The 25158-nt window shown below is 62.9% G+C and carries 24 protein-coding genes, 1 tRNA gene and 2 pseudogenes; 16 read left to right on the top strand and 11 right to left on the bottom strand.

The window, feature by feature from the left end; all coding sequences use genetic code 11:
• Nucleotides 1-111 precede the first annotated feature (111 nt).
• The 5 genes from OU993_RS00420 (at nt 112) to OU993_RS00400 (ending at nt 6318) form a co-directional block, all read left to right on the top strand.
• Nucleotides 112-2511 carry a DUF3772 domain-containing protein gene (locus OU993_RS00420; protein WP_268153923.1) on the top strand — a complete coding sequence of 800 codons (2400 nt, stop codon included), beginning with the start codon at nt 112-114 and terminating at the stop codon, nt 2509-2511.
• A gap of 117 nt (nt 2512-2628) precedes the next feature.
• Nucleotides 2629-3918, top strand: a complete 1290-nt coding sequence (gene glyA, locus OU993_RS00415; protein WP_268153921.1) for a serine hydroxymethyltransferase — start codon at nt 2629-2631, stop codon at nt 3916-3918.
• Between the two features lie 15 nt (nt 3919-3933).
• Nucleotides 3934-4413: a transcriptional regulator NrdR gene (nrdR, locus tag OU993_RS00410; RefSeq protein WP_165220525.1), complete on the top strand. Its 480-nt coding sequence runs from the start codon at nt 3934-3936 to the stop codon at nt 4411-4413.
• Nucleotides 4414-4417: 4 nt separating this feature from the next.
• Entirely contained in the window at nt 4418-5722 is a 1305-nt protein-coding gene (gene ribD, locus OU993_RS00405) for a bifunctional diaminohydroxyphosphoribosylaminopyrimidine deaminase/5-amino-6-(5-phosphoribosylamino)uracil reductase RibD (protein WP_268153918.1), read from the top strand.
• Nucleotides 5704-6318 (top strand): riboflavin synthase, encoded by a 615-nt coding sequence (locus tag OU993_RS00400; RefSeq protein WP_268153916.1) that lies wholly within the window; start codon nt 5704-5706, stop codon nt 6316-6318. The genes ribD and OU993_RS00400 overlap by 19 nt, the downstream gene beginning before the upstream one ends.
• Nucleotides 6319-6346: 28 nt before the next feature.
• Here the strand turns inward: OU993_RS00400 and OU993_RS00395 are convergent.
• A pseudogene (locus tag OU993_RS00395) lies at nt 6347-6859 on the bottom strand (GNAT family N-acetyltransferase); the annotation flags it as partial.
• Between the two features lie 162 nt (nt 6860-7021).
• On the opposite strand from OU993_RS00395, the gene ribH reads away from it, so the two are divergent.
• The 4 genes and pseudogenes from ribH (at nt 7022) to OU993_RS00375 (ending at nt 11531) form a co-directional block, all read left to right on the top strand.
• Nucleotides 7022-7477: a 6,7-dimethyl-8-ribityllumazine synthase gene (gene ribH, locus OU993_RS00390; protein ID WP_268153914.1), complete on the top strand. Its 456-nt coding sequence runs from the start codon at nt 7022-7024 to the stop codon at nt 7475-7477.
• A 3-nt stretch (nt 7478-7480) separates the two neighbouring features.
• On the top strand, nt 7481-7960 hold the full coding sequence (gene nusB / locus OU993_RS00385; protein ID WP_268153912.1) for a transcription antitermination factor NusB: 480 nt from the start codon (nt 7481-7483) through the stop codon (nt 7958-7960).
• 11 nt (nt 7961-7971) lie between these two features.
• A pseudogene (locus tag OU993_RS00380) lies at nt 7972-9199 on the top strand (MFS transporter).
• A 193-nt stretch (nt 9200-9392) separates the two neighbouring features.
• On the top strand, nt 9393-11531 hold the full coding sequence (locus OU993_RS00375) for a sodium-translocating pyrophosphatase (RefSeq protein WP_268153910.1): 2139 nt from the start codon (nt 9393-9395) through the stop codon (nt 11529-11531).
• Between the two features lie 75 nt (nt 11532-11606).
• On the opposite strand, the gene OU993_RS00370 is transcribed toward OU993_RS00375, so the two are convergent.
• Nucleotides 11607-12098, bottom strand: a complete 492-nt coding sequence (locus OU993_RS00370; RefSeq protein WP_268157420.1) for an outer membrane protein assembly factor BamE — start codon at nt 12096-12098, stop codon at nt 11607-11609.
• A 266-nt stretch (nt 12099-12364) separates the two neighbouring features.
• On the opposite strand from OU993_RS00370, the gene OU993_RS00365 reads away from it, so the two are divergent.
• From OU993_RS00365 to OU993_RS00340, 6 genes are all read left to right on the top strand, one after another.
• Nucleotides 12365-12901, top strand: coding sequence for a ubiquinol-cytochrome C chaperone family protein (locus tag OU993_RS00365; protein WP_268153908.1), 537 nt, complete (start codon nt 12365-12367; stop codon nt 12899-12901).
• Between the two features lie 4 nt (nt 12902-12905).
• Nucleotides 12906-13481 carry a YceD family protein gene (locus tag OU993_RS00360; RefSeq protein ID WP_268153906.1) on the top strand — a complete coding sequence of 192 codons (576 nt, stop codon included), beginning with the start codon at nt 12906-12908 and terminating at the stop codon, nt 13479-13481.
• Between the two features lie 94 nt (nt 13482-13575).
• A complete protein-coding gene (gene plsX, locus OU993_RS00355; RefSeq protein ID WP_268153901.1) occupies nt 13576-14625 on the top strand; it encodes a phosphate acyltransferase PlsX in 1050 nt (349 codons plus the stop codon).
• 19 nt (nt 14626-14644) lie between these two features.
• A complete protein-coding gene (locus OU993_RS00350) occupies nt 14645-15616 on the top strand; it encodes a beta-ketoacyl-ACP synthase III (RefSeq protein WP_268153899.1) in 972 nt (323 codons plus the stop codon).
• A gap of 89 nt (nt 15617-15705) precedes the next feature.
• Nucleotides 15706-16044: an integration host factor subunit alpha gene (locus OU993_RS00345; protein ID WP_165220489.1), complete on the top strand. Its 339-nt coding sequence runs from the start codon at nt 15706-15708 to the stop codon at nt 16042-16044.
• Nucleotides 16045-16172: 128 nt separating this feature from the next.
• Complete coding sequence (locus tag OU993_RS00340; RefSeq protein ID WP_268153895.1) at nt 16173-16715, top strand: MerR family transcriptional regulator; 543 nt, start codon at nt 16173-16175, stop codon at nt 16713-16715.
• Between the two features lie 25 nt (nt 16716-16740).
• On the opposite strand, the gene OU993_RS00335 is transcribed toward OU993_RS00340, so the two are convergent.
• From OU993_RS00335 to OU993_RS00295, 9 genes are all read right to left on the bottom strand, one after another.
• Complete coding sequence (locus OU993_RS00335; protein ID WP_268153893.1) at nt 16741-16923, bottom strand: hypothetical protein; 183 nt, start codon at nt 16921-16923, stop codon at nt 16741-16743.
• Between the two features lie 140 nt (nt 16924-17063).
• Nucleotides 17064-17140 (bottom strand) — tRNA-Pro (locus OU993_RS00330).
• Between the two features lie 82 nt (nt 17141-17222).
• On the bottom strand, nt 17223-17411 hold the full coding sequence (locus tag OU993_RS00325) for a hypothetical protein (RefSeq protein WP_268153891.1): 189 nt from the start codon (nt 17409-17411) through the stop codon (nt 17223-17225).
• 108 nt (nt 17412-17519) lie between these two features.
• Nucleotides 17520-17684, bottom strand: a complete 165-nt coding sequence (locus tag OU993_RS00320) for a hypothetical protein (RefSeq protein WP_268157708.1) — start codon at nt 17682-17684, stop codon at nt 17520-17522.
• 61 nt (nt 17685-17745) lie between these two features.
• Nucleotides 17746-18042, bottom strand: a complete 297-nt coding sequence (locus OU993_RS00315; RefSeq protein ID WP_268153889.1) for a helix-turn-helix domain-containing protein — start codon at nt 18040-18042, stop codon at nt 17746-17748.
• A 74-nt stretch (nt 18043-18116) separates the two neighbouring features.
• Nucleotides 18117-19376 carry an O-antigen ligase family protein gene (locus OU993_RS00310; RefSeq protein ID WP_268153887.1) on the bottom strand — a complete coding sequence of 420 codons (1260 nt, stop codon included), beginning with the start codon at nt 19374-19376 and terminating at the stop codon, nt 18117-18119.
• Nucleotides 19373-20923 carry an undecaprenyl-phosphate glucose phosphotransferase gene (locus tag OU993_RS00305; RefSeq protein WP_268153885.1) on the bottom strand — a complete coding sequence of 517 codons (1551 nt, stop codon included), beginning with the start codon at nt 20921-20923 and terminating at the stop codon, nt 19373-19375. The genes OU993_RS00310 and OU993_RS00305 overlap by 4 nt, the downstream gene beginning before the upstream one ends.
• Nucleotides 20924-21001: 78 nt before the next feature.
• Complete coding sequence (locus tag OU993_RS00300) at nt 21002-22162, bottom strand: glycosyltransferase family 4 protein (RefSeq protein ID WP_268153883.1); 1161 nt, start codon at nt 22160-22162, stop codon at nt 21002-21004.
• A 4-nt stretch (nt 22163-22166) separates the two neighbouring features.
• Complete coding sequence (locus OU993_RS00295) at nt 22167-22745, bottom strand: polysaccharide biosynthesis/export family protein (protein WP_268153881.1); 579 nt, start codon at nt 22743-22745, stop codon at nt 22167-22169.
• Nucleotides 22746-22935: 190 nt separating this feature from the next.
• On the opposite strand from OU993_RS00295, the gene OU993_RS00290 reads away from it, so the two are divergent.
• Nucleotides 22936-25155, top strand: a complete 2220-nt coding sequence (locus tag OU993_RS00290; protein WP_268153879.1) for a GumC family protein — start codon at nt 22936-22938, stop codon at nt 25153-25155.
• Nucleotides 25156-25158 lie beyond the last annotated feature (3 nt).

The following is a 25158-nucleotide window of genomic DNA, read 5'->3' as shown; positions in this document are numbered from 1 at the left end:
TTGCGGTTTGACGCGGCTTTTGCTTGAGTGCCGCGGCAACCTTCTGCCAGGCGCTCGGTGCATTCTTCCTCTTCGCCCGGTCGAAGGCATTTTCACTTTGGCCGATTGACGATGACCATTTTCGTTCCCTTCCTGCCTGTTCCGCGGCTGTTTCGATGGATCGCGCTCCTGCCGCTGCTCCTGTGTGTCCTGGTTATACCGACGGGTCTTCTGGCGCAGAAGGCGGACAGGCTGGATGCGGCGTCGGCCTGGAGCGAGACGGCGCGGCGTGCGGAGGAGGCCCTGCAGGCCGGTCGCGCTTCATCGGAGGCCTTTGAAGTCCTGCGGGGCGAGCTTGCCCAGCAGCGGACAGAGGCCGATGCGGCGGCCGAGGCCGGCGGGCTGGCGATCCGGCTCCTGAAGGCGCAGATCGAGACGCTCGGCCCCGCGCCCGGCAAGGATCAGTCCGAGCCGGAAAAGGCGGCGCAGAGACGGAAATCGCTCGCCGATGCGCTCGATGCGGCAGAGGCTCCTGTGGCCGCCGCACGCCTGGCATCGGCCAGGGCCAACATTCTGATCGAGGAAATCGACCGGCTGATCCGCGCCCGGTCTGCCGAAGATCTTCTGGCCCGCAAGCCGTCGCCGATCCTGCCCTCCAGTTGGGCAACGACCGCAGCCGAAATCGGCAAGTTTGCCGGACGGCTGTCGGAAGAGGCCACACGTTATGCGGCTCTCAATCCCGACGAGGCCGAGCTTTACGACAATCGCCTGCTGATCGCCTTCGGCATCCTCTTGGCGACGCTGCTGCTGCCGGTCTGCGTCGGCCATTATACGCTGATCCAGATGGAGCGGCGGGTGAAGGCGGCCCCCAATACCATCCGTTTTATCCTGCAGGCGGGTGGGGTGCACATCCTGCGGCTGCTGATTTCGCTTGTGGCCGTCGCGCTGGTGATTGCCGCGGTGCTGCTTGCCGAGTGGGGGATCACCTCAACGGCAAATCTGTCCGGCGCGATCCTCGGTGTTGCGGTCATCTTCGTCGTCGCCAGCTGGATCGGAAATGTTCTTTTCACGCCGAACCAGCCGTCCCTGCGTCTGGTCGGCCTCAGCGACGGGCTTGCGCGCACCTGCTACTGGCTGTCGATTGCGTTTGCCGCCTCGCTCGGCATGGATGCGCTGGTGGATGGCGCAGCGGAAGACTACCCCTTTTCGGCGCCGGCAACCTCGGTCTTGCAGGGCATCAGCATTCTGATCGGCTGCATCGTTCTGTCCGGTCTCGCGCGTGTCCTGTTTGCGGTGGCCCGGGAAGCAAAGGTCGACAAGGACGCGCTGGAGGACACCCCCTTCGGTCCGGGCTTCTTCATGGTTTCCGGCCATGTGATGCAGACGCTGGCGGCGCTGTCGATCATCGCAGCCATCCTCGGTTACGTGCCGCTGGCACGGGCGGGGCTGGCGCCCATCATGCTCAGCCTCACGATTTTCGGCCTTGCCTTCATCCTTCATCATGCGCTGATGATGCCGATCCGTGCCGCCATGGCGGATCGGCAGTCGTCGGTCGAACTGGCCTCGATGCTGATCGGCATCCTGATTCTGGTCGTCAGCCTGCCGCTGCTCGCCATGGCCTGGGGCGCGCGCGAGGCCGAGCTTGGCGAAATCTGGCGGCTGATCCAGAACGGTATCGATTTCGGCGGTGTGCGCCTGTCGCCGCGGGTGCTGATCGTGCTCGGCGGCACGCTGGCGATCGGCGTGTTCCTGACGCGCTGGGTGCAGCGGGTGACCGACCGCGTCATCCTGCCGAAGACGCAAATCGACAGCGGCGCCCGTAATGCGATCAAGACCGGTCTCGGTTATGTCGGTTTCATCCTATCGGTCGTGCTCGCCATCTCGGCGGCGGGTCTCGATCTGTCGAACCTTGCCATCATTGCCGGTGCGCTGTCTGTCGGCGTCGGTTTCGGCATGCAGACCATCGTCTCGAACTTCGTCTCGGGCATCATCCTGCTGATCGAGCGGCCGATCAAGGAAGGCGACTGGATCGAAGTTTCCGGCTTTTCCGGCACCGTGCGCAAGATCGCCGTGCGCTCCACCCGCATCGAGACCTTCGACAAACACGATGTGATCATTCCCAATGCCGATCTGATCGCCGGCACGGTGAAAAACATGACGCTGAGTTCGCAGACGGGCCGCATGATTCTGCCGATCGGGATAGCCTATGGTTCGGACGTCGACCGGGCGCGGGAGATCATGCTCGATGTCGCCAACGAGCATTCCGGCGTCCTGGCCTACCCGGAGCCGCAGGTGTTCTTCCGCAATTTCGGCAATAGCGCGCTGGACTTCGAGCTGCGCTGCTTCCTGCGGGATGTGGGCATGGAAATCAGCGTGCGCTCCGACCTTCTCTTTGCGCTGAATGTCGCCTTTACCGAGGCCGGCATCGAGATTCCCTTTGCCCAGAGCGATGTCACCATCCGCAATCTGGACCAGATCCTGGCGCAGCTGCCGGGGGCGTCCACCGGCAACGCGCCGCAGCCTGCGACATAATCGAGCGGATTGCAGTGCGACACCGTTGTTTGATCCGCAAATGTCGCTCTGCGTATTGCCCTTGGCGGGACCTCCCGCTAAGACGCCATCGCATCAGTTTCCTTTAGGAGCCCCGACATGTCGCATAGAGATGCATTCTTCTCCCGTCCGCTGGCCGAAACCGATCCGGAAATCTTCGGCGCGATCGAGAAGGAACTGGGTCGTCAACGTCACGAGATCGAGCTGATCGCGTCGGAGAACATCGTCTCCCGCGCCGTGCTGGAAGCACAGGGCTCGATCATGACCAACAAATATGCGGAAGGGTATCCGGGTAAGCGCTACTACGGTGGCTGCCAGTTCGTTGATATCGCCGAGGAACTGGCGATCGAACGCGCCAAGAAGCTGTTCGGCGTCGAGTTCGCCAACGTGCAGCCGAATTCGGGTTCGCAGATGAACCAGGCGGTGTTCCTGGCGCTCCTGCAGCCGGGTGATACCTTCATGGGTCTCGACCTCAATTCCGGCGGCCACCTGACGCACGGTTCCCCGGTCAACATGTCCGGCAAGTGGTTCAACGTCGTGTCCTACGGCGTGCGCGAAGACGACCACCAGCTCGACATGGACGAAGTGGCCCGCAAGGCCGAAGAGCACAAGCCGAAGCTGATCATTGCCGGTGGCACCGCCTATTCCCGTATCTGGGACTGGAAGCGCTTCCGCGAGATCGCCGATTCGGTCGGCGCCTATCTGATGGTCGACATGGCCCACATCGCCGGTCTGGTGGCCGGTGGCGTGCACCCGTCGCCGTTCCCGCACTGCCATGTCGCGACCACCACGACCCACAAGTCGCTGCGCGGCCCGCGCGGCGGCATGATCCTGACGAACCACGAGGATCTGGCGAAGAAGTTCAACTCCGCCGTTTTCCCGGGCCTCCAGGGTGGTCCGCTGATGCATGTGATCGCCGCCAAGGCCGTGGCCTTCGGTGAGGCGCTGCAGCCGGAGTTCAAGGAGTATGCCGCTCAGGTCGTCAAGAACGCCAAGACGCTGGCCGACACGCTGATCAAGCACAATCTCGACATCGTGTCCGGCGGCACGGACAACCACCTGATGCTGGTCGATCTGCGCAAGAAGAACGCCACCGGCAAGCGGGCGGAAGCAGCGCTCGGCCGCGCCTTCATCACCTGCAACAAGAACGGCATCCCGTTCGATCCGGAAAAGCCCTTCGTCACCTCGGGTGTCCGTCTCGGCACGCCGGCTGGCACGACGCGCGGATTCAAGGAAGCCGAATTCGCCGAAATCGGCAACCTGATCGCCGAAGTGCTCGACGGTCTGAAGGTCGCCAATTCCGATGAGGGCAATGCCGCGGTGGAAGCCGCCGTGCGGGACAAGGTCGTGTCTCTGACCGATCGTTTCCCCATGTACCCCTACATGTAAGAGGCATTTCAGGCGATGCGCTGCCCCTATTGCGGTTCCGAAGACACACAGGTCAAGGACTCGCGTCCGGCGGAGGATTTCACCTCCATCCGCCGGCGGCGCATCTGTCCGGATTGCGGCGGGCGCTTCACCACCTTCGAGCGCGTGCAGTTGCGCGAGCTGATGGTGATCAAGAAGACCGGCCGCAAAGTGCCGTTCGACCGCAACAAGCTGGTGCGGTCGTTCCAGATTGCGCTGCGCAAGCGGCCCGTGGATCCCGACCGGATCGAACGGGCCGTCTCCGGCATCGTCCGCCGGCTGGAAAGCTCGGGCGAGAGCGAGATTTCCTCCGAGCAGATCGGCCTGCAGGTGCTCGAAGCCCTGAAGAGCCTCGATGACGTGGCCTTCGTGCGTTATGCCTCGGTTTACCGCGATTTCTCCCATGCGGAGGACTTCGAGAAGGTGATTTCCGAGATCAACGCCAAGATCGGCCGCGACTCGACGGTGGAGCCGTAAGGCCGTGACCGTCACGCCCGAGGACCGGCGCTACATGGCAGCTGCCATCCGGCTCTCGCGCCAGCATACCGGATTGACCTCCACCAATCCTTCCGTCGGCTGCATCCTCGTCAAGGACGGCGTCGTGCTGGGTTCCGCCGTGACCGCGCGGGGAGGGCGCCCGCATGCCGAAACCCAGGCGCTGGCGATTGCCGGCGATAGCGCCCGCGGTGCCACCGCCTATGTGACGCTCGAACCCTGCTCGCATTGGGGAAAGACGCCGCCTTGTGCCAATGCGCTGGTGGCAGCCGGTGTCGCACGCGTCGTCGTCTGCCTGACGGATCCCGATCCGCGCGTCTCCGGCCGCGGCCTGACGATCCTGCGCGACGCCGGCATCGAGGTGGTGAGCGGCGTTTTGCAGGAAGACGGCCGCCAGGCGCTCGAAGCCTATCTCATGCGCCAGATGAAGGGCCGCCCGCATGTGACTCTGAAGCTTGCCGTTTCTGCCGATGGCATGATCGGCCGTGAAGGCGCAGGGCAGGTGGCGATCACCGGTCCGGCGTCGCGCGCCCAGGTGCATGCGCTGCGCGCCGAAATGGACGCCATCCTTGTCGGGATCGGCACGGCGATCGCCGACGATCCGGAACTGACGGTCAGGCTGCCGGGTCTCGAAGACCGCTCGCCCATCCGCATCGTCCTCGACCGCCATCTGCGGCTTCCTCTGACCTCGAAACTGGTACGGACGGCGAGGGATGTGCCGGTCCTCGTGGCTGTGCTCCCGGAACCCCCCTCTGCCCTGCCGGGCATCTCCCCCACAAGGGGGGAGACTGGCCCGCGGTTGGCTCCGCATTCCCTTCTTGGCACAGACATCGCTTCCTCAACCGCGTCACTGTCTGCCGGGCAGGACGGCGCATCCTTTGTCTCCCCCCTTGTGGGGGAGATGCCCGGCAGGGCAGAGGGGGATCTGGTCTCGCCATCCTCGGAGATAGCCGAAGATCTCGCCACCCGCCGCAATGCCCTCATCGAAGCCGGCGTCGAGATCCTCGACGCGGCCGACCTGCCGGATCTCCTGGCACAACTGGCCACCCGCGGTCTCTCCTCGCTTTTGGTCGAAGGCGGAGCCTCCGTCGCCCGTGCCTTCCTGGAGGCGGGATTGGTCGATCGCATCCTGCTTTTTGAGGGGGAAACGGTGATCGGCGAGGGCGGCATTGAATCGCCGCTGACGGCACACGATATCCCGAAGGATTACAAACCCGTCCGGCGCATGCGTTTCGGGGCGGACAGCTGCTGCGATTACGAAAGGGAATTCGAATGTTTACGGGTATCGTGACGGATGTCGGCAGCGTGTCGGAGCTTCAGCCGCTCGACGAGGGTATCCGTCTGAGGATCGCCACCAGCTACGACCCCGCGACGATCGACATCGGCGCCTCCATTTCCCATGCCGGCGTGTGTCTCACGGTCACCAACCTCTCCGGCAGCGAAAGCAACACCCGCTGGTACGAGGTGGAAGCCTGGGAAGAGGCGCTGCGCCTGACGACGATCTCCTCCTGGACCGTCGGCACCCGCGTCAATCTCGAACGGGCGCTGAAGATCGGCGACGAACTCGGTGGCCATATCGTCTCCGGCCATGTGGATGGCAAGGCGGAAATCCTGTCCGTCACCTCGGAAGGCGAGGCGGTGCGCATCCGGCTGCGCGCTCCGGCGGAATTTGCCCGCTTCGTGGCGCCGAAGGGGTCGGTGGCGCTCGATGGCACGTCACTGACGGTCAATGCGGTGGACGGCACGGATTTCGACATCCTGCTGATCCGGCACACGCTGGAGGTCACGACCTGGGGCGAGCGCAAACCCGGCGATTTCGTCAATTTCGAAGTCGATACGATGGCCCGTTATGCGGCGCGGCTGGCGGAGTTTCCGCAGGCGCGCTGAGCGTGCCCGCATCTGCCTGGCGGTGGGGTCGTCGCAGCACCACCACCTCGCCGTGATAATCCGTGCGGGCCTCCTCCTGAAAGCCGAGACGTTCTGCGAGCTTGAGGGAGGCGGCGTTCTCCGGCGAAATGATGGCCGTCATGTCGAGGGTGGGATGATGGATCTGTGCCCAGGCAAGCATGGCTGACACCGCCTCGCGGGCATAGCCCTTGCCGTGGAACTCCGGCAGCAGAACCCAGCCGGTCTCCAGTGTGCCGATCAGCGACGGCGTCATGTCGCGGCGCACCTCGTGAAAACCCGCTTCGCCGATGAAGCGCCCTGACTCCCGTTCCTCGATGGCGAGGAAACCGAAGCCCATGTAATGCCACATGCCGGCCCGGTGCATCAGCCGCTGCCAGGTCGCTTCGGCACTGGACGGCGTGCCGCCGATGTAACGGATCACATCGGGATCGGCCCAGAGTGTGCAGAAGGCGTCATAATCGGCGACCTGGTGGCCTCTCAGAACCAGCCGCGGTGTGGTGATTGTCGGTATCGGGGGCATTGGCAATGTCTCGTCTGGTGCAGGAACTGACCTTTTAGCCATGATCCGCAGGGCCTGCACAGCGGTCCGGATGCGAAAATCGCTTGCCAATCCGCGCGCGGCGTGATTTGACCGCGCCAATTCCCAACATCTCAAATCGCAGAATTGCGACCAGGACGACCCATGACCGATTCTTTGAAGCCTCATCTCCTCATCGTCGAAGCCCGCTTTTACGACGATATGGCCGACGCGCTGCTGAATGGCGCGACCTCGGCTCTGGACGAGGCCGGCGCCACCTATGACGTGATCACCGTTCCGGGTGCGCTCGAAATCCCGCCGGCGATCGCCATGGCGCTCGATGCGGCCGAACAGGGTGGTGTCAACTACGATGGTTTCGTGGCGCTTGGCATGGTCATCCGTGGCGAGACCTATCACTTCGATATCGTGGCAAACGAATCCTCGCGTGCGCTGATGGATCTCGCCGTGTCGGAATCGCTCGCCATCGGCAACGGCATCATGACCGTTGAAAACGACGAGCAGGCCTGGGCCCGAGCCAAGAAGAGCGACAAGGATAAGGGCGGTTTTGCCGCACGTGCGGCACTCTCGATGATCGCCCTGCGTGAAAAGCTGGGTGCCTGAGCCATGTCGAAGGATCTGCAGCAGCCGGTGAAGCCGGCGAACCAGCGTGGTGCCGCCCGTCTCGCCGCCGTGCAGGCGCTTTATCAGATGGATATCGGCGGCACCGGCGTGCTCGAGGTCGTGGCCGAATACGAAGAACACCGTCTCGGCCAGGAGCTGGACGGCGACACCTATCTGAAGGCCGACCCGTCCTGGTTCCGTTCGATTGTCGCCGGCGTCGTGCGCGACCAGACGAAGATCGATCCGCTGGTGCGGGCGACACTTCTCGAAAGTTGGCCGCTGTCGCGCCTCGATTCGACACTGCGCGCCATCCTGCGCGCCGGCACCTTCGAAATCCTCGAACGCAAGGATGTTCCCGTGCCGGTCATCGTGACCGAATATGTGGAAATCGCCCAAGCCTTTTTCGAAGGCGAGGAGCCCAAGATCGTCAATGCGGTTCTCGATCGCATTGCCAAACAGGTTCGCGGCGAAACGAAGAAATAGGCGTAAACGACATGGACAGTGTGGGCGGCGATGGACTGGAACGGCAGCTGAAGGCCGCCAAACGCAACGTCGCCTTCCTGGCCGCGGCGCAGGCGATCCTCGGCTCCGCGGCACCGCTGTCCATTTCGGTCGGCTCGCTCGCCGGTTACCAGCTGCTGGCGGCAGACAAGTCGCTCGCCACCGCCCCCGTCACCGGCTTTAACGTCGGAACCGCCATCGGCGCGATGGCAATCGCGTTTGTCTCGCGCTTCATGGGCCGTCAGGCCGCCTTCATGACCGGTGCCATCATCGGAGCCGCCGGCGGCGCGCTTGCCACGATTGCGCTTTTCCGTGCCGATTTCTGGCTCTTTGCCATCGCCCTGATGATGATCGGCATCAGCGGCGGCTTCACCCAGAAGATCCGTTTTGCCGCGGCCGATGCCTCGCCCTCGCACTACAAGCCCAAGGCGATTTCCTGGATCCTCGGCGCCGGCATCGTCTCGGCTGTGATCGGGCCCGCAGCTCGCCATCTGGGCGAAGGATCTGTTCGAGCCGGTGACCTTTGCCGGAACCTTCCTGGCACTCGTGCCGCTGTGCCTCGCCGCAATCGGTATCCTGCTGTTCCTCAAGCTGCCGGAGCCGGCCAAGTCAACGACGGCGAGCCTGCCGGCCCGTCCGCTGCGCGAGATCATCACCACGCAGCGTTTCGCCACCGGCATGATCTGCGGCATCGGCACCTATGCACTGATGTCCTTCGTGATGACCGGCGCGCCGCTTGCCATGGTCATCGGCTGCGGTTTTCCGACGGAACTTGCCACGCTCGGCATCCAGTGGCACGTTCTCGCCATGTTCGGCCCGAGCTTCTTCACCGGCATGATCATCGCCCGCTTCGGCGCCGAAAAAGTCGTCGCCATGGGGCTGGTGACCCTGATGGCCTGTGCCGTTGTCGCCCATATGGGCATCGAGCTGTGGAACTTCTGGGCGGCGCTGGTGCTGCTCGGCATCGGCTGGAATTTCGGCTTCATCGGTGCCACAGCGATCGTTGCCTCCACCTATCGCCCGCACGAGGCCGACAAGGTGCAGGGATTCCACGACATCATCCTGTTCGGCACGGTGGCACTCTCGTCCTTTTCGTCCGGCAAGGTGTTCACCGCCTATGGCTGGAGCTTCATGAACCTCTTCATCTGGCCGGTCGCGATCCTCTGCCTCGTTCTCATCGGCCTGCTGATTTTGCGGAGCCGCGCCAGCGCTGCTGCTTGATCTTTCACAGAGACATCTCTCCACATCTGAAATAGCTTCGCGGACATACCCTTGCCCGGGAAACCCTTGACGCCATTTCCGCAGAGCCGCAATCTCGCATCCGGGCGTCAACACGGGCTTCTTGGGAGGGGAGCGTTGCCGTTCCGTGCCGGTGCAATGATTGCGGCCGGATTTTTGGGAGAGGAACAATCGTATGACAGTAATACTGGGTGTGATCGTCTGCGGCCTCCTGTCGGTGGTTTATGCCGTCTGGGCCACACGGTCGGTCCTTGCGGCTGACCAGGGCAATCAGCGCATGCGGGAAATTGCGGGTTATATCCGGGAAGGCGCACAGGCCTACCTGACCCGCCAGTACATGACCATTGCCATCGTCGGTGTCGTGGTGGCCATCGCCACATGGCTGCTGCTCTCGGGCCTTGCCGCGATCGGTTTTATCATCGGCGCGGTGCTTTCGGGTGCTGCCGGCTTCATCGGCATGCATGTCTCCGTTCGCGCCAATCTCCGCACGGCGCAGGCGGCTTCGCACAGCCTGTCTGCCGGCCTCGAGATCGCCTTCAAGTCGGGTGCCATCACCGGCATGCTGGTGGCCGGTCTCGCCCTGCTCGGCGTTGCGGTCTATTACGCGATCCTCGTTTACGGCTTCGGCAATGCCCCCGGCAGCCGCCATGTGATTGACGCGCTGGTGGCGCTCGGTTTCGGCGCTTCGCTCATTTCTATCTTTGCCCGTCTCGGCGGCGGCATCTTCACCAAGGGCGCCGATGTCGGCGGTGATCTCGTCGGCAAGGTGGAAGCCGGCATTCCCGAAGACGACCCGCGCAACCCGGCAACGATTGCCGATAACGTGGGCGACAATGTCGGCGATTGCGCCGGCATGGCGGCCGACCTCTTCGAAACCTATGCGGTCTCTGTCGTCGCGACCATGGTTCTGGCGGCGATCTTTTTTGCCGGCGCGCCGGCGCTCGGCGACATCATGCTCTATCCGCTGGCGATCTGCGGCGCCTGCATCATCACCTCGATCATCGGCACCTTCTTCGTCAAGCTCGGGTCCAACGGCTCGATCATGGGGGCGCTCTACAAGGGCCTGATCGCAACCGGCGCGCTGTCGATCGTCGGTCTCGGTGCCGCCACCTCGTTTACCATCGGTTGGGGTTCGGTCGGCACCGTTGCCGGCATGGAGATCACCGGGACGAATCTCTTCCTCTGCGGCATTCTCGGCCTCGTGGTGACGGCCCTCATCGTCGTGATCACCGAATATTACACCGGCACCAACAAACGGCCGGTCAATTCGATTGCCCAGGCCTCCGTCAGCGGCCACGGCACCAACGTCATCCAGGGCCTGGCGGTCTCGCTGGAATCGACCGCGCTTCCGGCGATCGTCATCGTCGGCGGCATCATCGCCACCTACCAACTGGGCGGGTTGTTCGGCACCGGCATCGCCGTCACCGCCATGCTCGGCCTTGCCGGCATGATCGTGGCGCTCGATGCCTTCGGTCCCGTCACCGACAATGCCGGCGGCATCGCCGAAATGGCCGGTCTGCCGCCGGAGGTGCGCAAGTCCACCGACGCGCTCGATGCGGTCGGCAACACCACCAAGGCCGTCACCAAAGGTTATGCGATCGGGTCGGCCGGTCTCGGCGCGCTGGTGCTGTTTGCCGCCTATGCCAACGATCTCAGCTATTTTGCCGCCAATGGCGCGCAATATCCCTATTTCGCCGATGTCGGCGAGATCTCCTTCAGCCTCGCCAATCCGTATGTCGTGGCCGGCCTCATCTTCGGTGGCCTGATTCCCTATCTCTTCGGCGGCATGGCGATGACCGCCGTCGGGCGGGCCGCAAGTTCGATCGTTGAAGAGGTGCGCAAGCAGTTCCGTGAGCATCCCGGCATCATGGCCGGCACCGAGAAGCCGGATTACGGCCGCGCGGTGGATATCCTCACCAAGGCTGCCATTCGCGAGATGATCGTTCCATCGCTTTTGCCGGTGCTGGCGCCGATCGTCGTCTATTTCGGGGTTCTGCTGATCTCCGGGTCGAAGGCCTCGGCCTTCGCGGCACTCGGTGCCTCCCTGCTCGGCGTCATCATCAACGGCCTCTTCGTGGCGATCTCCATGACGTCCGGCGGTGGCGCCTGGGACAATGCCAAGAAGAGTTTCGAGGACGGCTTTGTCGACAAGGACGGCACCCGTCACATGAAGGGGTCGGATGCGCACAAGGCCTCCGTCACCGGTGATACGGTCGGTGACCCCTACAAGGATACCGCCGGTCCCGCCGTCAACCCGGCCATCAAGATCACCAATATCGTGGCCTTGCTGCTGCTTGCGATCCTTGCCGCCTGACGGTGCAGGAAAACGCCTGAAACGAAAGAACCCGCGGATCGCTCCGCGGGTTCTTTTTTGGGAAGAGAGAAAGGCTTATTGGCCGCCGAGCAGGTTGCGCACCGCCGAACCTGCGGCGCCACCGGCACCGCCGCCACCGGTCAGCAGCTGCTGCAGGAAGGTCAGGTCCTTGCCGCCGGTCGGTGTCGTGCGGCTGATCGTGTCGAACACCTTGCCGTCCTGCAGCGTATAGATCGCGCGGCGGGCAACGGTGCCTTCCTTGTTGAAATAGATCGCCACCACCGTCTGCTCGACAAGCTTCGGCTTCATGAAGGCGACGGGGCGCTGGCGCTTCTGCGAGATGTAATAGAAGACTTCGCCGTCGAAGGTCGCCGTCGTCGAGGGCGTACCCATCGACAGGAGAACCTGTTCGCGGCTCGAACCTTCCGGAATGAGATCGAGCGAATCCTTGTCCAGCACGTAACCGTTATAGATGGTTTCGCCCATGCCCATGTTGGAAGTCGTGCAGCCCGAAAGTCCAAGCGAAACACCAAAAGCCAGCATGGCGGCCTTGCCCATCATTCCCATGTCAGACTGAAACACGCGCTTCTTCAACACCTTGACCTCATGTGCTCGCCGGCAACGACCTCCGGCCTCTGCTGGAACAGCATTGTGGCTATTCCGCGAACTTTGCCGCACGAATTGTCGAACACAAGGCTCCATTTCGTCTTCTCCTCTGGCGAAACGGCTCCGGCATTGCAATTCGTGCCTGCTTCGGTAAACCAGCTTTGGTTTCCATGCAACAAGGCTGGCGGTGCCAGCGGTCGCTTTGGCGACGAAGAGAGCAGGCTTTTATGATCTTCGGGCTGTTCGGCAAGAAAAATAACAATCGCATCATTGTCGATCGGCAGTATGCCGCCTTGACTTCGGCGGCGCGCGTTCCTTTCTACTACACCGATATGGACGTGCCGGACACGGTGATGGGCCGTTTCGAGATGCTGTCCGTGGTGATGATTCTGTTCTTCCGCCGGACGGCAAAATCGGAAACGAGCGGCCAGGAACTTGCCCAGGAAATCATCGACGCCTTTTTCACGGATATCGACCACTCGATCCGCGAACTGGGGATCGGGGACCAGGGCGTGCCGAAGCGGATGAAGAAGCTGGCGGGCATGTTTTATGGCCGCCTGGAGGCTTATGCCGCCGCGCTTGATGCGTCCGACGTGGCGCTGCTTGCGACGGCGCTGAGGCGCAACATCCATCCGGATGCCGCCGATGCGCCGACGATGGAGCCGCTTGCCCGGTGGATGCTGCAGGCGGAACTGGAATTGAAGACGGTGCCGGAGGAGACGATCGCACGAGGTCAACTCGTGATCCTGTCGCCCGGCCATTGAGGACATGATGAACGACAAGACTGAACGTCACGCAAGGCCGCCATTTTCCTATGGCGTGAAGGTGGGACATATCTCTGCGAACCCCGTGACCGTTCACCTGAAGGCGGACGAACGGGAACGGGCGGCGCTGGCCGAACTCTGGAAGGTGGTGTCCGTCGAGGAACTGTCGGCCGAGATGCAGGTTGCGCGCTGGAAAAAGGATGGCGTACGCCTGAAGGGTAATGTGAAGGCGCGGCTCACCCAGGCCTGCGTGGTGACGCTCGAGCCGGTGGAAAGCGTGATCGAAGAGATGTTCGAACAGATCTTCGTGCCGGAAGGCTCCAAGCTTGCCCGGATGATGGGCGCCGGCGACAGCAGCGAGATGGTGCTTGACCCGGATGGCCCGGATCTGCCGGAAATGTTTGCCGGCGACACGATCGATGCGGGCGAGACGGTGGCGGAATTCGTGGCGCTCGCCATCGATCCCTATCCCCGAAAGCCGGGAGTTGAGTTTTCCGATCATATTGAAGCCGATGATAGCAAACCCGAAGCCAAACCCAATCCTTTCGCGGTGCTGAAGGATTGGAAAAGCAAGGAATAGATTTGCATTCATCCGCTAATGAGTTGTATGGGCGGCTGAACCGACGGGATCGGCTGCGATTTCGCCAGAAGTGGGACGGAAGGACCAGGAACGCGTGATCAGAATTTCTCTCGATGCCATGGGTGGTGATTTTGGTCCCGCCGTGGTCATACCAGGTGCCGCCAAGGCCCTTGAGCGCCATCCGGACGCCACCTTCCTGATTTTCGGTCGTAAGGACGAGTGTGAACCGATCCTCGACCGTTTTCCGAAGCTGAAGGAAAAGTCGACCTTCCACGACTGCGAGGTCGCCGTCGCCATGGACGAGAAGCCGAGCGCTGCCCTGCGCCGTGGCCGCTACGTCTCCAGCATGTGGCGTTCGATCGAGGCGGTGAAGACCGGCGAGGCGGATGTGGTGGTCTCGGCCGGCAATACCGGTGCGCTGATGGCGATGGCAAAGTTCTGCCTGCGCACCATGGCGACGATCGAACGTCCGGCGATTGCCGGTATCTGGCCGACCCTGCGTGGTGAAAGCATCGTGCTCGACGTCGGCGCCACGATCGGCGCCGATGCCCAGCAGCTCCTCGATTTCGCCCTGATGGGCGGTGCCATGGCGCGCGCGCTCTTCGAGATCGACCGCCCGACGGTCGGTCTGCTGAATGTCGGCGTCGAAGAGGTCAAGGGTCAGGAAGAGGTGCGTGAAGCGGGCCGGATGATCCGCGAGGCAAACCTCTCCACCATCTCCTATCACGGCTTCGTCGAAGGTGACGATATCGGCCGTGGGGTGGTGGATGTCGTGGTCACCGAAGGTTTTACCGGCAACATTGCCTTGAAAACGGCCGAAGGCACTGCCAAGCAGATGGCGGAACTGTTGCGGTCGGCCATGTCGCGCACCATCTGGGCCAAGATCGGATACCTCTTCGCCAAGGGCGCCTTTGACCGCCTGCGCGAGAAGATGGACCCGCGCAAGGTCAATGGCGGCGTCTTCCTCGGCCTGAACGGCATCGTCATCAAGAGCCATGGCGGCACCGATGCGGAAGGGTATGCGTCGGCCATCGACGTCGGTTACGACATGGTGCGCAATGCGTTGAACGACAAGATCGCGCAGGATTTGAAAACATATCACGCCCGCCGCCTGCCGCCCGCAGGACCGGAAGAAGCCGCGTGAAGACAGGAAACATTCAAGCATGATCCGTTCAGTTGTTCGAGGCTTTGGATCGGCGCTGCCGAAACGCGTGGTTCCCAACAAGGAACTGGAAGAGAAGGTGGAAACCTCCGACGAATGGATCGTGCAGCGCACGGGCATCCGTCAGCGTTACATCGCAGGCGAGGGCGAAACCACGGCCTCGCTCGGTGAGCAGGCGGCGCGTGCCGCCCTCGCCAATGCCGGACTGACGCCGGCTGACATCGATGTGGTGATCGTCGCGACCTCGACGCCGGACAACACCTTCCCGGCCACCGCCGTCAACATCCAGAACCGCCTCGGCATGACGCATGGTTATGCCTTTGACGTGCAGGCCGTCTGCACCGGTTTCGTTTATGCCATGGCGACCGCGGATGCGCATCTGCGCGCCGGCCTTGCCAAGCGCGCGCTGGTGATCGGCGCGGAAACCTTTTCCCGCATTCTCGACTGGAGCGACCGCACCACCTGCGTGCTGTTCGGTGATGGCGCGGGCGCGCTCGTTCTGGAAGCACAGGAAGGCGAGGGCACCGTTGCCGATCGCGGCGTGCTGACCGCACATCTGCGCTCCGACGGTTCGCACAAGGACAAACTCTATGTCGATGGCGGCCCGTCCACCACCGGCACCGTTGGGCATCTGCGCATGGAAGGCCGCGAGGTCTTCAAACATGCGGTCGGCATGATTACGGACGTGATCGTCGCAGCTTTTGATGCAACCGGAACGACGGCAGACGACCTCGACTGGCTGGTGCCCCACCAGGCAAACCGGCGCATCATCGATGGATCGGCGAAGAAACTCGGCATTCCGCTCGAAAAGGTCGTCGTGACGGTGGATCTGCACGGCAACACCTCTGCGGCCTCTATTCCGCTGGCGCTTTCGGTTGCGGCGGGCGACGGACGCATCAAGAAGGGCGATCTGGTGATGCTGGAGGCGATGGGTGGCGGCTTTACCTGGGGCGCACTCCTCATTCGCTGGTAATGTCGTCTTTACAAGCGCTTGACCCCGGGCGACAACGAACATAGTGTTTGTTCGCGTTGATAAATCAAGAAATTTCACGGGCGGGGGTCATGGCCGGCAAAACAGTGACACGGGCGGATTTGGCAGAGTCGGTGTTTCGCAAGGTTGGGTTGTCCCGTACCGAATCGGCGGAACTCGTTGAGACCGTGATTGACGAAATCTGCAACGCCATCGTGCGGGGCGAAACCGTCAAGCTTTCCTCTTTCGCGACATTCCAGGTTCGCGCAAAGAACGAACGTATCGGCCGCAACCCGAAGACGGGTGAGGAAGTGCCGATTTCGCCGCGCAAGGTGATGACGTTCAAGGCCTCGAACGTGCTGAAGCAACGCATCCTGAAGGCGCACCTGTTGCGCAAGGCCAAACAGAAGCCCGCCAATCCGGCCGCTTGAGCGCGTCCGGTCGCCTTCTGTTCACAATCTCTGAAAGAACTTGAATTCCGCGGCGCAAACCGTTGAAATGCTGCTCGTCGTACCGTGGTCCGGTGCATCTGAGTCGCAGAATTCTGGAGTGACGCCGCGTGGAAAAAAGTCCGGATGCTTTCCGCACCATCAGCGAGGTGGCCGACGACCTCGACCTGCCGCAGCACGTGCTCCGGTTCTGGGAGACGCGTTTTCCGCAGATCAAGCCGATGAAGCGTGGCGGCGGCCGCCGGTATTACCGCCCGGAGGATGTCGATCTGCTGAAGGGCATTCGGCATCTGCTGTATGATCACGGTTACACGATCAAGGGCGTCCAGAAGCTTCTGAAGACGAATGGCAACAAATTCGTGTCGGCGATTGCCTCCGGTGATGTCGCGACGATGGAAGCCATCATGGCGGCCAATAGCGACCGCGGTGCCGGTGAGCCCAAGATCGGCGGCAGCGACGAGGACGACCAGATCGTCGGCCGTGCCAAGACCAAGCCGAGCGGTCGTTTCTTCGGTTTCGGCGGTTCCGGCGACGACAGCGCCCTCGACATTGCCGCCGGCAAGAGCGCGATCGGCAAGGAAGACCGCGCCCTGCTGCAGGAGGCGCTTTTCGATCTCCTGGAATGCAAGCGCCTTCTCGATCAGGTCCGCTGAGCGTCCCGCCTCAAGCCCTTTTCCCTCATCCTGCCCCGCCGACCGGGGTCAAGACGACGCCGGAGCCGCCGCAATCGGGGCAGTCATGCCCATCGATCTCGCCGGTACCGGCGCAGCGCCTGCAGGTGTTTTCCGCAGCATCCGGGGTTCCGGGCGGAACGGCATCGGGATTGGCGGGTGTGGAAGGGTTGCGTGTCTCGTTGGCCATCGCGCGTGCATCTCCATCGTGTCCTGGAGACGAACGGCAGCGGGCGCCCATGGTTCCGCCACGGGCGCGGCATTCTCTGGCCAATACTTTGTGGGAGAAGAGAACCGGGCATCTGGGGGATGCTGCGGCGGATTTTGAAATGGTCGGGGCGGCGGGATTTGAACCCACGACCCCTTGACCCCCAGTCAAGTGCGCTACCGGGCTGCGCTACGCCCCGACCCGCTTCGTTGCCGAAGCACGACCTCCATAATGACTTGCCGGCTGTGGTGCAAGACCTAAAGTGGTCGTCTCACCAGCAATCAGCGGAAGTTCGGCGTGCGGGTGGCGTTCATCAGCAGTTCGTGTTCGGAGGCAAAGGGGCCGAGCAGCTTCAGCAGGCGGTTTTCCTCCCGCTGATCGAGCCGGTAACGTTTGGCGAATTCGGCGACGTTCCAGACCTTTTTCAGGCCTTCGTGCACAACGGTCTGCTGGTCGAGATGCTGTGTCATGTCTTCCCCTTTATCGTTGTCAACTCGGTCGCGTCGCAACCTACGCTACCATACGGAGAATCGCGCCGACATAGTTGCAAAATAGTGAATATACGTCTTTGACGCGCGTCAATTCTCTTCAACGCGCACGCCATCGCTGGAAATGCTCATTTCCACGCCCTTCGGCTTGGTTTCCTCACGCACGACATAGGTGCCGAGGCCGACGACCACGACGACGAGGGCACCGATCACGAGGTAGAGGCTGTTGCTGCGGCTCAAGGGAAACTCCTTCATCTTCATCATCCTGGCGCGTAAACGCGGCAGGCGGAGAAGGGTTCCCGCAACGGGTGCCGGACTATCCGTCGTTGAAGGAATTCAGGTTTTCCGGCCGAAGGCCTTCATCCGCCGTCGCGGCACGGCGCAGGCGCAGGCCGGGTCCGACACCTGGATCGTCCTCACCGCTCGCCAGAAAGACGATGCCGAGCCGCTCGAAGGCGACGCGCAGGGATTCCAGCGTGCGGCTGTCACCCGCCCGCTGCCCGCTTTCGAGTGCGGCAAGCTCGGCCTCGGCAAGCCCGCATTCGGCAGCGAGTGTTTTGAGGGACAGGTTCAACATGGCGCGCGCAGCGCGGATCTGGTCGTGCGTGATCATGAAAAGGATGTGGATCTGAACGGCGGCAGGTCAAGGGCCGACATCGGATCCCGGGTGATACGGCGGCTGTCCGGTCAGACGATCGGCCGCGCCTGTGGTGCCGCCAGGCGGTTGCGGCGTTTGTGCGCCTGTTCCAGCGCAAAGCAGCCCCAGACGATGCCAAACAGCATATAGGCATGCCGCCAGTGGTCGATGTCAATGACATTGCCGATCAGCGCATGGCCGAGCAGGCAGATCCAGGCGACCATCAGATAGGGCTGCCAGGGGCGTTCGCGCAAGAGCGACCGGAAACCGATGATCAGTGTCGCCCACATCAGCGTCACGTAGCTGACGAAACCGAGCCAGCCATAGGTGGTGAGCGATTTCAGCCAGATATTGTGCTCGTCCTCGCCGAACATTTTTCCAAGCACCATCGGCCCGAGGCCAAGCGGGCGCTCCATCGACATCAGGAACCCCAGCTTGTGGCGTTCGAAGCGACCAAGCCGAGCGCCGTCATATTCCTGCACCAGTTTCGCACGGTTGAGGAAAAGTTCGGAGACCTTCTTCGACTGCATGGCGCCGGCAATCGCCACCATCAGCACGAGGACGGCGGCAATCGACAGGCTGAAGATCTTCAGCCGGAAGGCGGCGGTCCGTTCCTTCAGCAGCATCACCACGACGAGCGCGACGGCGGCAAACAGGAACAGGCCCCAGGCGGCACGCGAGAAGGAGAGGAAGATGCCGAGCACCAGGATCAGCAGGCCGGTCACGTAGATCGGCGCACGCGCCAGCGATCCGCTGAGGATTCGATACATCAGATAAAGGGCAGGGGCGACGAGATAGGGGCCAAAGACGTTCGGGTCCTGGAAGGCGCCTTTGGCACGGTCGTAGAGCGTGAAGACCTCGGCACCGGGAAAGGCGTGGAAATAACCGAGAATGCCCAGCATCGAGGTGATGGTCGCCCCCGCCACCCAGGCCTGGAAGATCAGCGTCAGCCGCCGGTGGTCATCCTCGATGATCGCCGCGTAGAAGACCGAAGAGAGGGCAAGAAACAGCGAGACGGCGATATACATCGGGCCGCCGCTGATGTCGTTCATCACGGTCAGCGAAAACATGCCGCCGATGTTGAAGAGCAAAAAGAGGATCAAAAGCGGTGCCACCGCCCGCGAGATCTTGAGACCGAGCAGAAACCACAACGCGATCTGCACGGCCATCAGCAGTTCGTAAGGCGCCGGCTCGGAAATGACGAAACCGGACAGGAAGACACCGAGCGCCACCAGCGCCGAGCCGAACAGGCGCACGCCCGCCAGCTGCGGTTTGAAGGGTTTCGGAGCGGTGTCGATGATCACGGTCAATAGGCGTTCTCCGTATTGAGAAGCCGGATCGGCGTGAGGAACAGGATCTTCAGATCGAGCCAGAGCGACCAGTTTTCGATGTAATGCAGGTCGTAGGCGGTGCGGGCGCGGATCTTTTCGTCGCTGTCGAGTTCACCGCGCAAGCCATTGATCTGAGCCCAGCCGGTAACGCCGGGCTTGACGCGATGGCGGGCGAAATAACTCTCCACCACGTCCACATATTTGCGCTCGCCCGTCTGGGCATGCACCGCATGCGGCCGCGGACCGACGAGTGACAATTCGCCGCGCAGCACGTTGAAGAGCTGCGGCAGTTCGTCCAGCGAGGATTTGCGCAGGAAACGGCCAACCGGCGTCACGCGCGGATCGTTTTTCGTCACCGCTTTCTTGGCGGTGGGATCGCTGAGCTCGGTATACATCGAGCGGAATTTCAGGACGTCGATGACCTCGTTGTTGAAGCCATGGCGCTTCTGCACGAAAAAGACAGGCCCTTTCGAGGTCGCCTTTACCGCGATGGCGCAGGCGATCATCACCGGCCAGGCAAGCGCCAGGGCCAGAATGGAGAAGGTGAGGTCGAACACGCGTTTCGCCACCGAATCCCAGTCGCGCAGCGGCTTGTCGAAGATGTCGAGCATCGGCACGCTGCCGACATGGCTGTAGGCGCGGGGGCGAAAGCGCAGGCGCTGCGCGTGCGCCGCCAGTCGGATGTCGACGGGCAGCACCCAGAGCTTCTTCACCAGCTGCAGGATCCGCTGCTCGGCCGACGCCGGCAGCGCGATGATCAGCATGTCGATACGGGCAAGCCTGGCGAACTCCACCAGTTCGCCGAAGGTGCCGAGCTTCGGATAACCGGCCACCACGTCCGGCGAACGGGCACTGCCGCGGTCATCGAAAATGCCGCAGATGCGGATGTCGTTGTCGGCCTGTTGTTCCAGCGCACGCACCAGATCCTTGGCCGGCTGGCCGCCGCCGACGATCACCGCGCGGCGCTCCATGATGCCGTTGCGCGACCAGTTGCGGATGCCGAAGGCCATCAGATGCCGGGTGCCGACAAGGACGAGGCCGCCGACGAAAAGTGAGGCAAGCGCGGTGCCGAGCGGCAGAGGGCTGTCGAGCAGAAAGGCCAGAGCGGTCTGGAGCAGGAAGGCGGCGAGCCAGGCACCGAGCAGCCGCAGGGGCGCCTGACGTGGTGCCCTGAGGATCGGGATCTGATAGGCGTCGGCGATCTGCAGGAACAGCACGGCAAATGCGGCGCCGCAACCGATCGTCAGCAGGTGCCAGAGGAAACCGGCGTGGTCGCCGAAGCCGGCGATGAGGCCGACGCCAAGGCCGCTGAGAAAAAGGAGCGCGCATTCGAACAGGCGGATCTGGCCGATCAGCATGGCGGGGCTGGTCGTCTGGTCGCGGAATTGTTCGGCAATCTGCCGGGCGAACGCGTTAAGCTCCGGCGTGGCATCCGGCTGCCCGGTCGCGCTGCGGTCGTAGAAGTCCGATACCTTGCGGCGCAGGGCTTCGACGTCGAACTCGTCCTGTTTTGCCGGCTCAGTCATGGCCAGGGTCCCATTCGTCGCTCACGCGCAGAGACGGTGTTTCATTCTCTCGCAAGCTCGAGCCTTATCAGCAAGATGCTAAGAAAGTTTTGAGTTTTGCTGTTTGAGCAACTGCCGATAGAGCTGCATCATGTCGCCTGCCATGTGCGAGGCGGAAAAGATCGACCGGAAGGTCTCCGGACGCGGCATGACCCTGTCCTTCCAGCCGGGCGCCGTTAGTGCCTCCTGCATCAACCGCGCAAGGTCTGTCGCATCGCCCGGTATGGCGAGTGCAGCACTCTCCGTCCCCATCACCTCGGGAATGCCGCCGACGCGCGTGGCGATCAGCGGTTTTTCGGCGGCAAGCGCTTCAAGGACGATATAGGGCATGGATTCGGCGCGGGACGGAACGACCACGATCTCGGCCATCGCAAAAGCCTGCCGCGCTGGCATCGCATCAAAAAGCGAAATCCGCTCGGAAAGGCCGCGCTGATGAATCATCTGCCGGTAACGCTCCTTGTCAGGGCCGTCACCGACCATTACCGCCGAAAGCCGGCGGTCCAGCCTGCGCTCGGTCTCGATGAAGGCATCGATGAAGACGTCCGGCCCCTTCAGGTCGCGCATCATGCCGATATAGAGAAAATCCGCGCCATTGGATGCCGCGGGGATGGGCGCAAATTCATCGTCGGTGATGCCGTTGTAGATGACGCGGGCGGGGATCGTCGGGTTGCCGACCTTGGCTTCATAGGTGCGCCGCTCGAAGTCGCAGACGAAAACGAGCTGGTCGGTGAACCGCTCGAGAAAACGTTCCAGCCGGAACACCAGCTGGCCGGTAGGGCGGCGCCGGTCATAATGCAGGCTGCCGCCATGCGGGGAATAGAGGCGGGCTACGCAATACCTGTTTGCCCGCAGCCGTGAGCCGATCAGACGTGCAACGACACCGCCCTTGGCGCCATGTCCGTGCAGAATGTCCGGCTGCAAACTCTTGATGTGCCTGTAACTGGCCCGCAGCGCCACGATATCGGAAGGACTGATCGCGCGCCGGATCGGCAGGCGGTTCAGGCCAAGCGAAAGATGCGGCAGAAGCGCCTCGAACAGTTTCTCCTCGTGTGGCCCGCCCGTCGAACTGTCGCACAGGATGCCGACCGCATGGCCTTCCGCCGCATGACGTTCCACGAGATCGCGGACATGGCGAAAGATGCCGCCGACCGGCGAGCGGAAACAGTGGATGATCCGGAGCGGGGGCTCTGCGGCGGCCATGAAATCAGAACAGCCGTTCGCGAACGTAGATCGTGTCTCCTGCGAGGACCGTGCTCGAGATCGTCGTGCGTCCGGTCAGCACCCGCCCGTTGATCTTGCGGGTGACATCCACGTCACGCTGATTGCCGCGGGCGGTAAAACCACCGGCCACCGCCACGGCATTCTGCACCGTCATGCCGGGCACGTAGGAATACTGGCCGGGGCGTCCCACTTCGCCCATCACGAAGACGGGGCGGTAACGATCGACTTCGATCGTCACGTCTGGATCGCGCAGATATCCCTGGCGAAGCTTGGTCGCAAGCGCGCCCTCAAGGCTGGCAAGCGTTTCGCCGCGTGCCGGCACCTGACCGACCAGCGGGAAGGAGATGTAGCCGGCCTGGTCAACCGTATAGGTGTTGCTGAGGTTCGGCTGGTCGAACACCGTCACGCGCAAACGGTCGCCGCTGTCCAGCCGGTAGGGCTGGATGGTCGCCTGCTGGAAGGATTTCGGCGCCGGCTGGTAGGAGGTGCAACCGGACAGCGCCATTACGACGGCGCTCCCAAGCGCCAATGCCAACAATGGTTTGCGACGTGCGAAGATCATCCGCGCGGACTCCGGCTGAAAAAACATGAGCCTGTTATCCAACCATTAGGGTTAATGCCCGGTAAAGAGGTGGCGCATCGGGCCGTTTTCTTGCCTGAGATGCAGCAGGACCCGGCTTTCCCGCACTGTTAACGCCCTGCTTACCATGTTCCTTTACGCTCACCCGCGAGTGTTCAAGTGGAGAAGCGCGATGTCAGGCGTAAGCGGCAATCAGGATGCGGATATCGATATCGGCCAGCTTTTTGCTGCGGTCTGGGAACGACGCAAGACCATCCTGACCACCACGGCCATCGCCGCCGCCGTCGCGTTTGTCGGCTCCAGCCTGATGACGCCGGAATACAAGGCCGAAACGCGCATCCTCATCGAAGCCCGCGATACACACATGAGCGGGGAGGCGCCGCAGGGCGCCAATGATCAGGTTCTCGACCAGTACAACGTCGTCAGCCAGGCGCAGATCCTGCAGTCGGCGGATCTCATCCGCCAGGTGGCGCGCGACCTGAAGCTTTTTGATCTGAAAGAATTCGATCCCGAGGCGCATGCATTGCTGCCCGATCCGCTGGTGCTGCTCGGCCTGAAGCAGAACCCGATGGATCTGCCGCCCGAAGACCGCGTGATCAAGGCCTTCCGCGAGAAGCTGCAGGTCTATCCGGTGGAAGGGTCGCGCGTCATCGCGATCGAGCTTGCCTCGGAGGATCCGAAGCTTGCCGCCGGCATCCCGAACAAGATGGCGGAAGTCTACCTCTCGATGCAGAGTGGCGCCAAGCTCGATACCCACACCGAAACCACCCGCTGGCTGGAGCCGGAAATCGCCACGCTGCGGGAAAAGGTGCGCGAAGCGGAAAAGCGGGTCGCCGATTACCGCACCAATGCCGGTCTCTTCCAGTCCAGCGAAAACACCAGCTTCTCCTCGCAGCAGCTGAACGACATTTCCCAGGAACTGGCGCGTGTGCGCGGCGAACGGGCAAATGCCGAGGCGCGGGCGGAAAATGTGCGCACCGCGCTGAAGGCCGGTTCCGGCTTCGATACGCTCGGTGATGTCGTCAGCTCCTCCGTCATCCAGCGGCTGAAGGAAACCGAGGCGAATATCCAGGCCGATATTTCCCAGGCGCAGATCGCGCTGATGGACGGTCATCCGCGGCTGAAGGGCCTGCGTGCCCAGCTGGCCGGCATCCGTCAGCAGATCGAGGCGGAAACCCGAAAAATCCTCGCGAGCCTCGAAAGCGAAGCGACCGTTGCCAAGCTGCGGGAGCAGCAGCTGGTACAGCAGTTGAACGGCGTGAAGGCGGACAGCGCCCGCGCCGGCGAGGAGGAAGTCGGTCTGCGTGCCCTGGAGAGGGAAGCCGCGGCCCAGCGCCAGCTGCTGGAAACCTATCTCGCCCGTTACCGCGAGGCCGCCTCCCGTGTCGATCCGAATTCCACGCCGGCGGATGCCCGTGTGGTGTCCACTGCGATCGAACCGGTCGAAGCCTATTTCCCGAAGATCCTGCCAATCACCATCGTCGTCGCGCTGGCAACGTTCATTCTCTATTGCATCGGCATCATCGTGATCGCGCTCTTCACCGGCCGCGGGCTCCGGCCTGCCGATGATGGCACGCTGGACGCGGCGCAGGGGTATCGCCACGCCGGGCGTCAACCGCTTCTTGCGCAGAACGCATCCGAGGACGAGGCGGAGGAAGACGCCCGCCGCGACGAGTTTGCAGCGTCTGCGGAACGCGATCTGGCGGCTCTGGCCGGCTATCCGGCAAAGGATGGACGTGACTTTGACGAAAGCGACGCCGACGGGGAGGGGGCACCGGAAGATGTGGCCGCCTCGCATGCGGCCCTCAGCCTGGAAGCGGTGCGCGATTACCTCTTGCGCCGCGAGGCACCGATTGCGGTTGCCGTATCGCCGACGGGAGACGAGGGGTCGACCGCGACCGTGCTTCTGGCGCGCGAGATTTCCGAAGCCGGCCGGTCGGTCGTGCTCGTCGACATGACGGGTTCGGGCTGCCCGACGCGCCTGATGGCCGAAAGCGTCAGCCTGCCGGGGATCACCGATCTCCTGTGCGGCACGACCCCCTTCGGCGAGACTATCCATCCGGACCGGCTGTCCGATGCCCACATCATTCCGCAGGGCACTGCCGATACGGAACAGGCCATGCGTGGTGCCGACCGGCTGACCATGATCCTTGACGCGCTGTCCGGCGCTTATGAAGTGGTGCTGGTCGAGTGCGGCCAGGCGCAGGCCGCAGGCCTTGGCCGGCTGACACGCGGCGGCTCGAGCGAGGTCATTCTGTCGCTGCCACAGGCAAGCCCTGCCGAAATCGCCGAACTGCTGGAGGATTATGCGGAAGCCGGTTATCGCCATCCGCTGGTGATGTCCGCCGATATCGCCGGCCGGCCAAGCCGCAGCGGGCGCTACGCCGCCTGATCA

The sequence above is a fragment of the Rhizobium sp. SL86 genome (genome assembly GCF_026672545.1).
In the GTDB taxonomy this organism is placed as follows: Bacteria; Pseudomonadota; Alphaproteobacteria; order Rhizobiales; family Rhizobiaceae; genus Neorhizobium.
Note: the sequence above shows the minus strand (reverse complement) of the source record. Positions and strands in the feature narration are given on the sequence as shown.

Bases quoted from the DNA above. Each gene is read 5' to 3' on its own strand.
- OU993_RS00365 (WP_268153908.1), top strand. From the start codon at position 12,365: ATGATCTTCGGGCTGTTCGGCAAGAAAAATAACAATCGCATCATTGTC.
- OU993_RS00290 (WP_268153879.1), top strand. From the start codon at position 22,936: ATGTCAGGCGTAAGCGGCAATCAGGATGCGGATATCGATATCGGCCAG.
- OU993_RS00360 (WP_268153906.1), top strand. From the start codon at position 12,906: ATGATGAACGACAAGACTGAACGTCACGCAAGGCCGCCATTTTCCTAT.
- OU993_RS00370 (WP_268157420.1), bottom strand. From the start codon at position 12,098: ATGGGAATGATGGGCAAGGCCGCCATGCTGGCTTTTGGTGTTTCGCTT.
- OU993_RS00345 (WP_165220489.1), top strand. From the start codon at position 15,706: ATGGCCGGCAAAACAGTGACACGGGCGGATTTGGCAGAGTCGGTGTTT.
- OU993_RS00295 (WP_268153881.1), bottom strand. From the start codon at position 22,745: ATGATCTTCGCACGTCGCAAACCATTGTTGGCATTGGCGCTTGGGAGC.
- OU993_RS00315 (WP_268153889.1), bottom strand. From the start codon at position 18,042: ATGATCACGCACGACCAGATCCGCGCTGCGCGCGCCATGTTGAACCTG.
- OU993_RS00320 (WP_268157708.1), bottom strand. From the start codon at position 17,684: ATGAAGGAGTTTCCCTTGAGCCGCAGCAACAGCCTCTACCTCGTGATC.
- ribH (WP_268153914.1), top strand. From the start codon at position 7,022: ATGACCGATTCTTTGAAGCCTCATCTCCTCATCGTCGAAGCCCGCTTT.
- OU993_RS00335 (WP_268153893.1), bottom strand. From the start codon at position 16,923: ATGGCCAACGAGACACGCAACCCTTCCACACCCGCCAATCCCGATGCC.
- OU993_RS00420 (WP_268153923.1), top strand. From the start codon at position 112: ATGACCATTTTCGTTCCCTTCCTGCCTGTTCCGCGGCTGTTTCGATGG.
- OU993_RS00375 (WP_268153910.1), top strand. From the start codon at position 9,393: ATGACAGTAATACTGGGTGTGATCGTCTGCGGCCTCCTGTCGGTGGTT.
- OU993_RS00350 (WP_268153899.1), top strand. From the start codon at position 14,645: ATGATCCGTTCAGTTGTTCGAGGCTTTGGATCGGCGCTGCCGAAACGC.
- nusB (WP_268153912.1), top strand. From the start codon at position 7,481: ATGTCGAAGGATCTGCAGCAGCCGGTGAAGCCGGCGAACCAGCGTGGT.
- nrdR (WP_165220525.1), top strand. From the start codon at position 3,934: ATGCGCTGCCCCTATTGCGGTTCCGAAGACACACAGGTCAAGGACTCG.
- glyA (WP_268153921.1), top strand. From the start codon at position 2,629: ATGTCGCATAGAGATGCATTCTTCTCCCGTCCGCTGGCCGAAACCGAT.
- OU993_RS00300 (WP_268153883.1), bottom strand. From the start codon at position 22,162: ATGGCCGCCGCAGAGCCCCCGCTCCGGATCATCCACTGTTTCCGCTCG.
- OU993_RS00400 (WP_268153916.1), top strand. From the start codon at position 5,704: ATGTTTACGGGTATCGTGACGGATGTCGGCAGCGTGTCGGAGCTTCAG.
- OU993_RS00325 (WP_268153891.1), bottom strand. From the start codon at position 17,411: ATGACACAGCATCTCGACCAGCAGACCGTTGTGCACGAAGGCCTGAAA.
- OU993_RS00305 (WP_268153885.1), bottom strand. From the start codon at position 20,923: ATGACTGAGCCGGCAAAACAGGACGAGTTCGACGTCGAAGCCCTGCGC.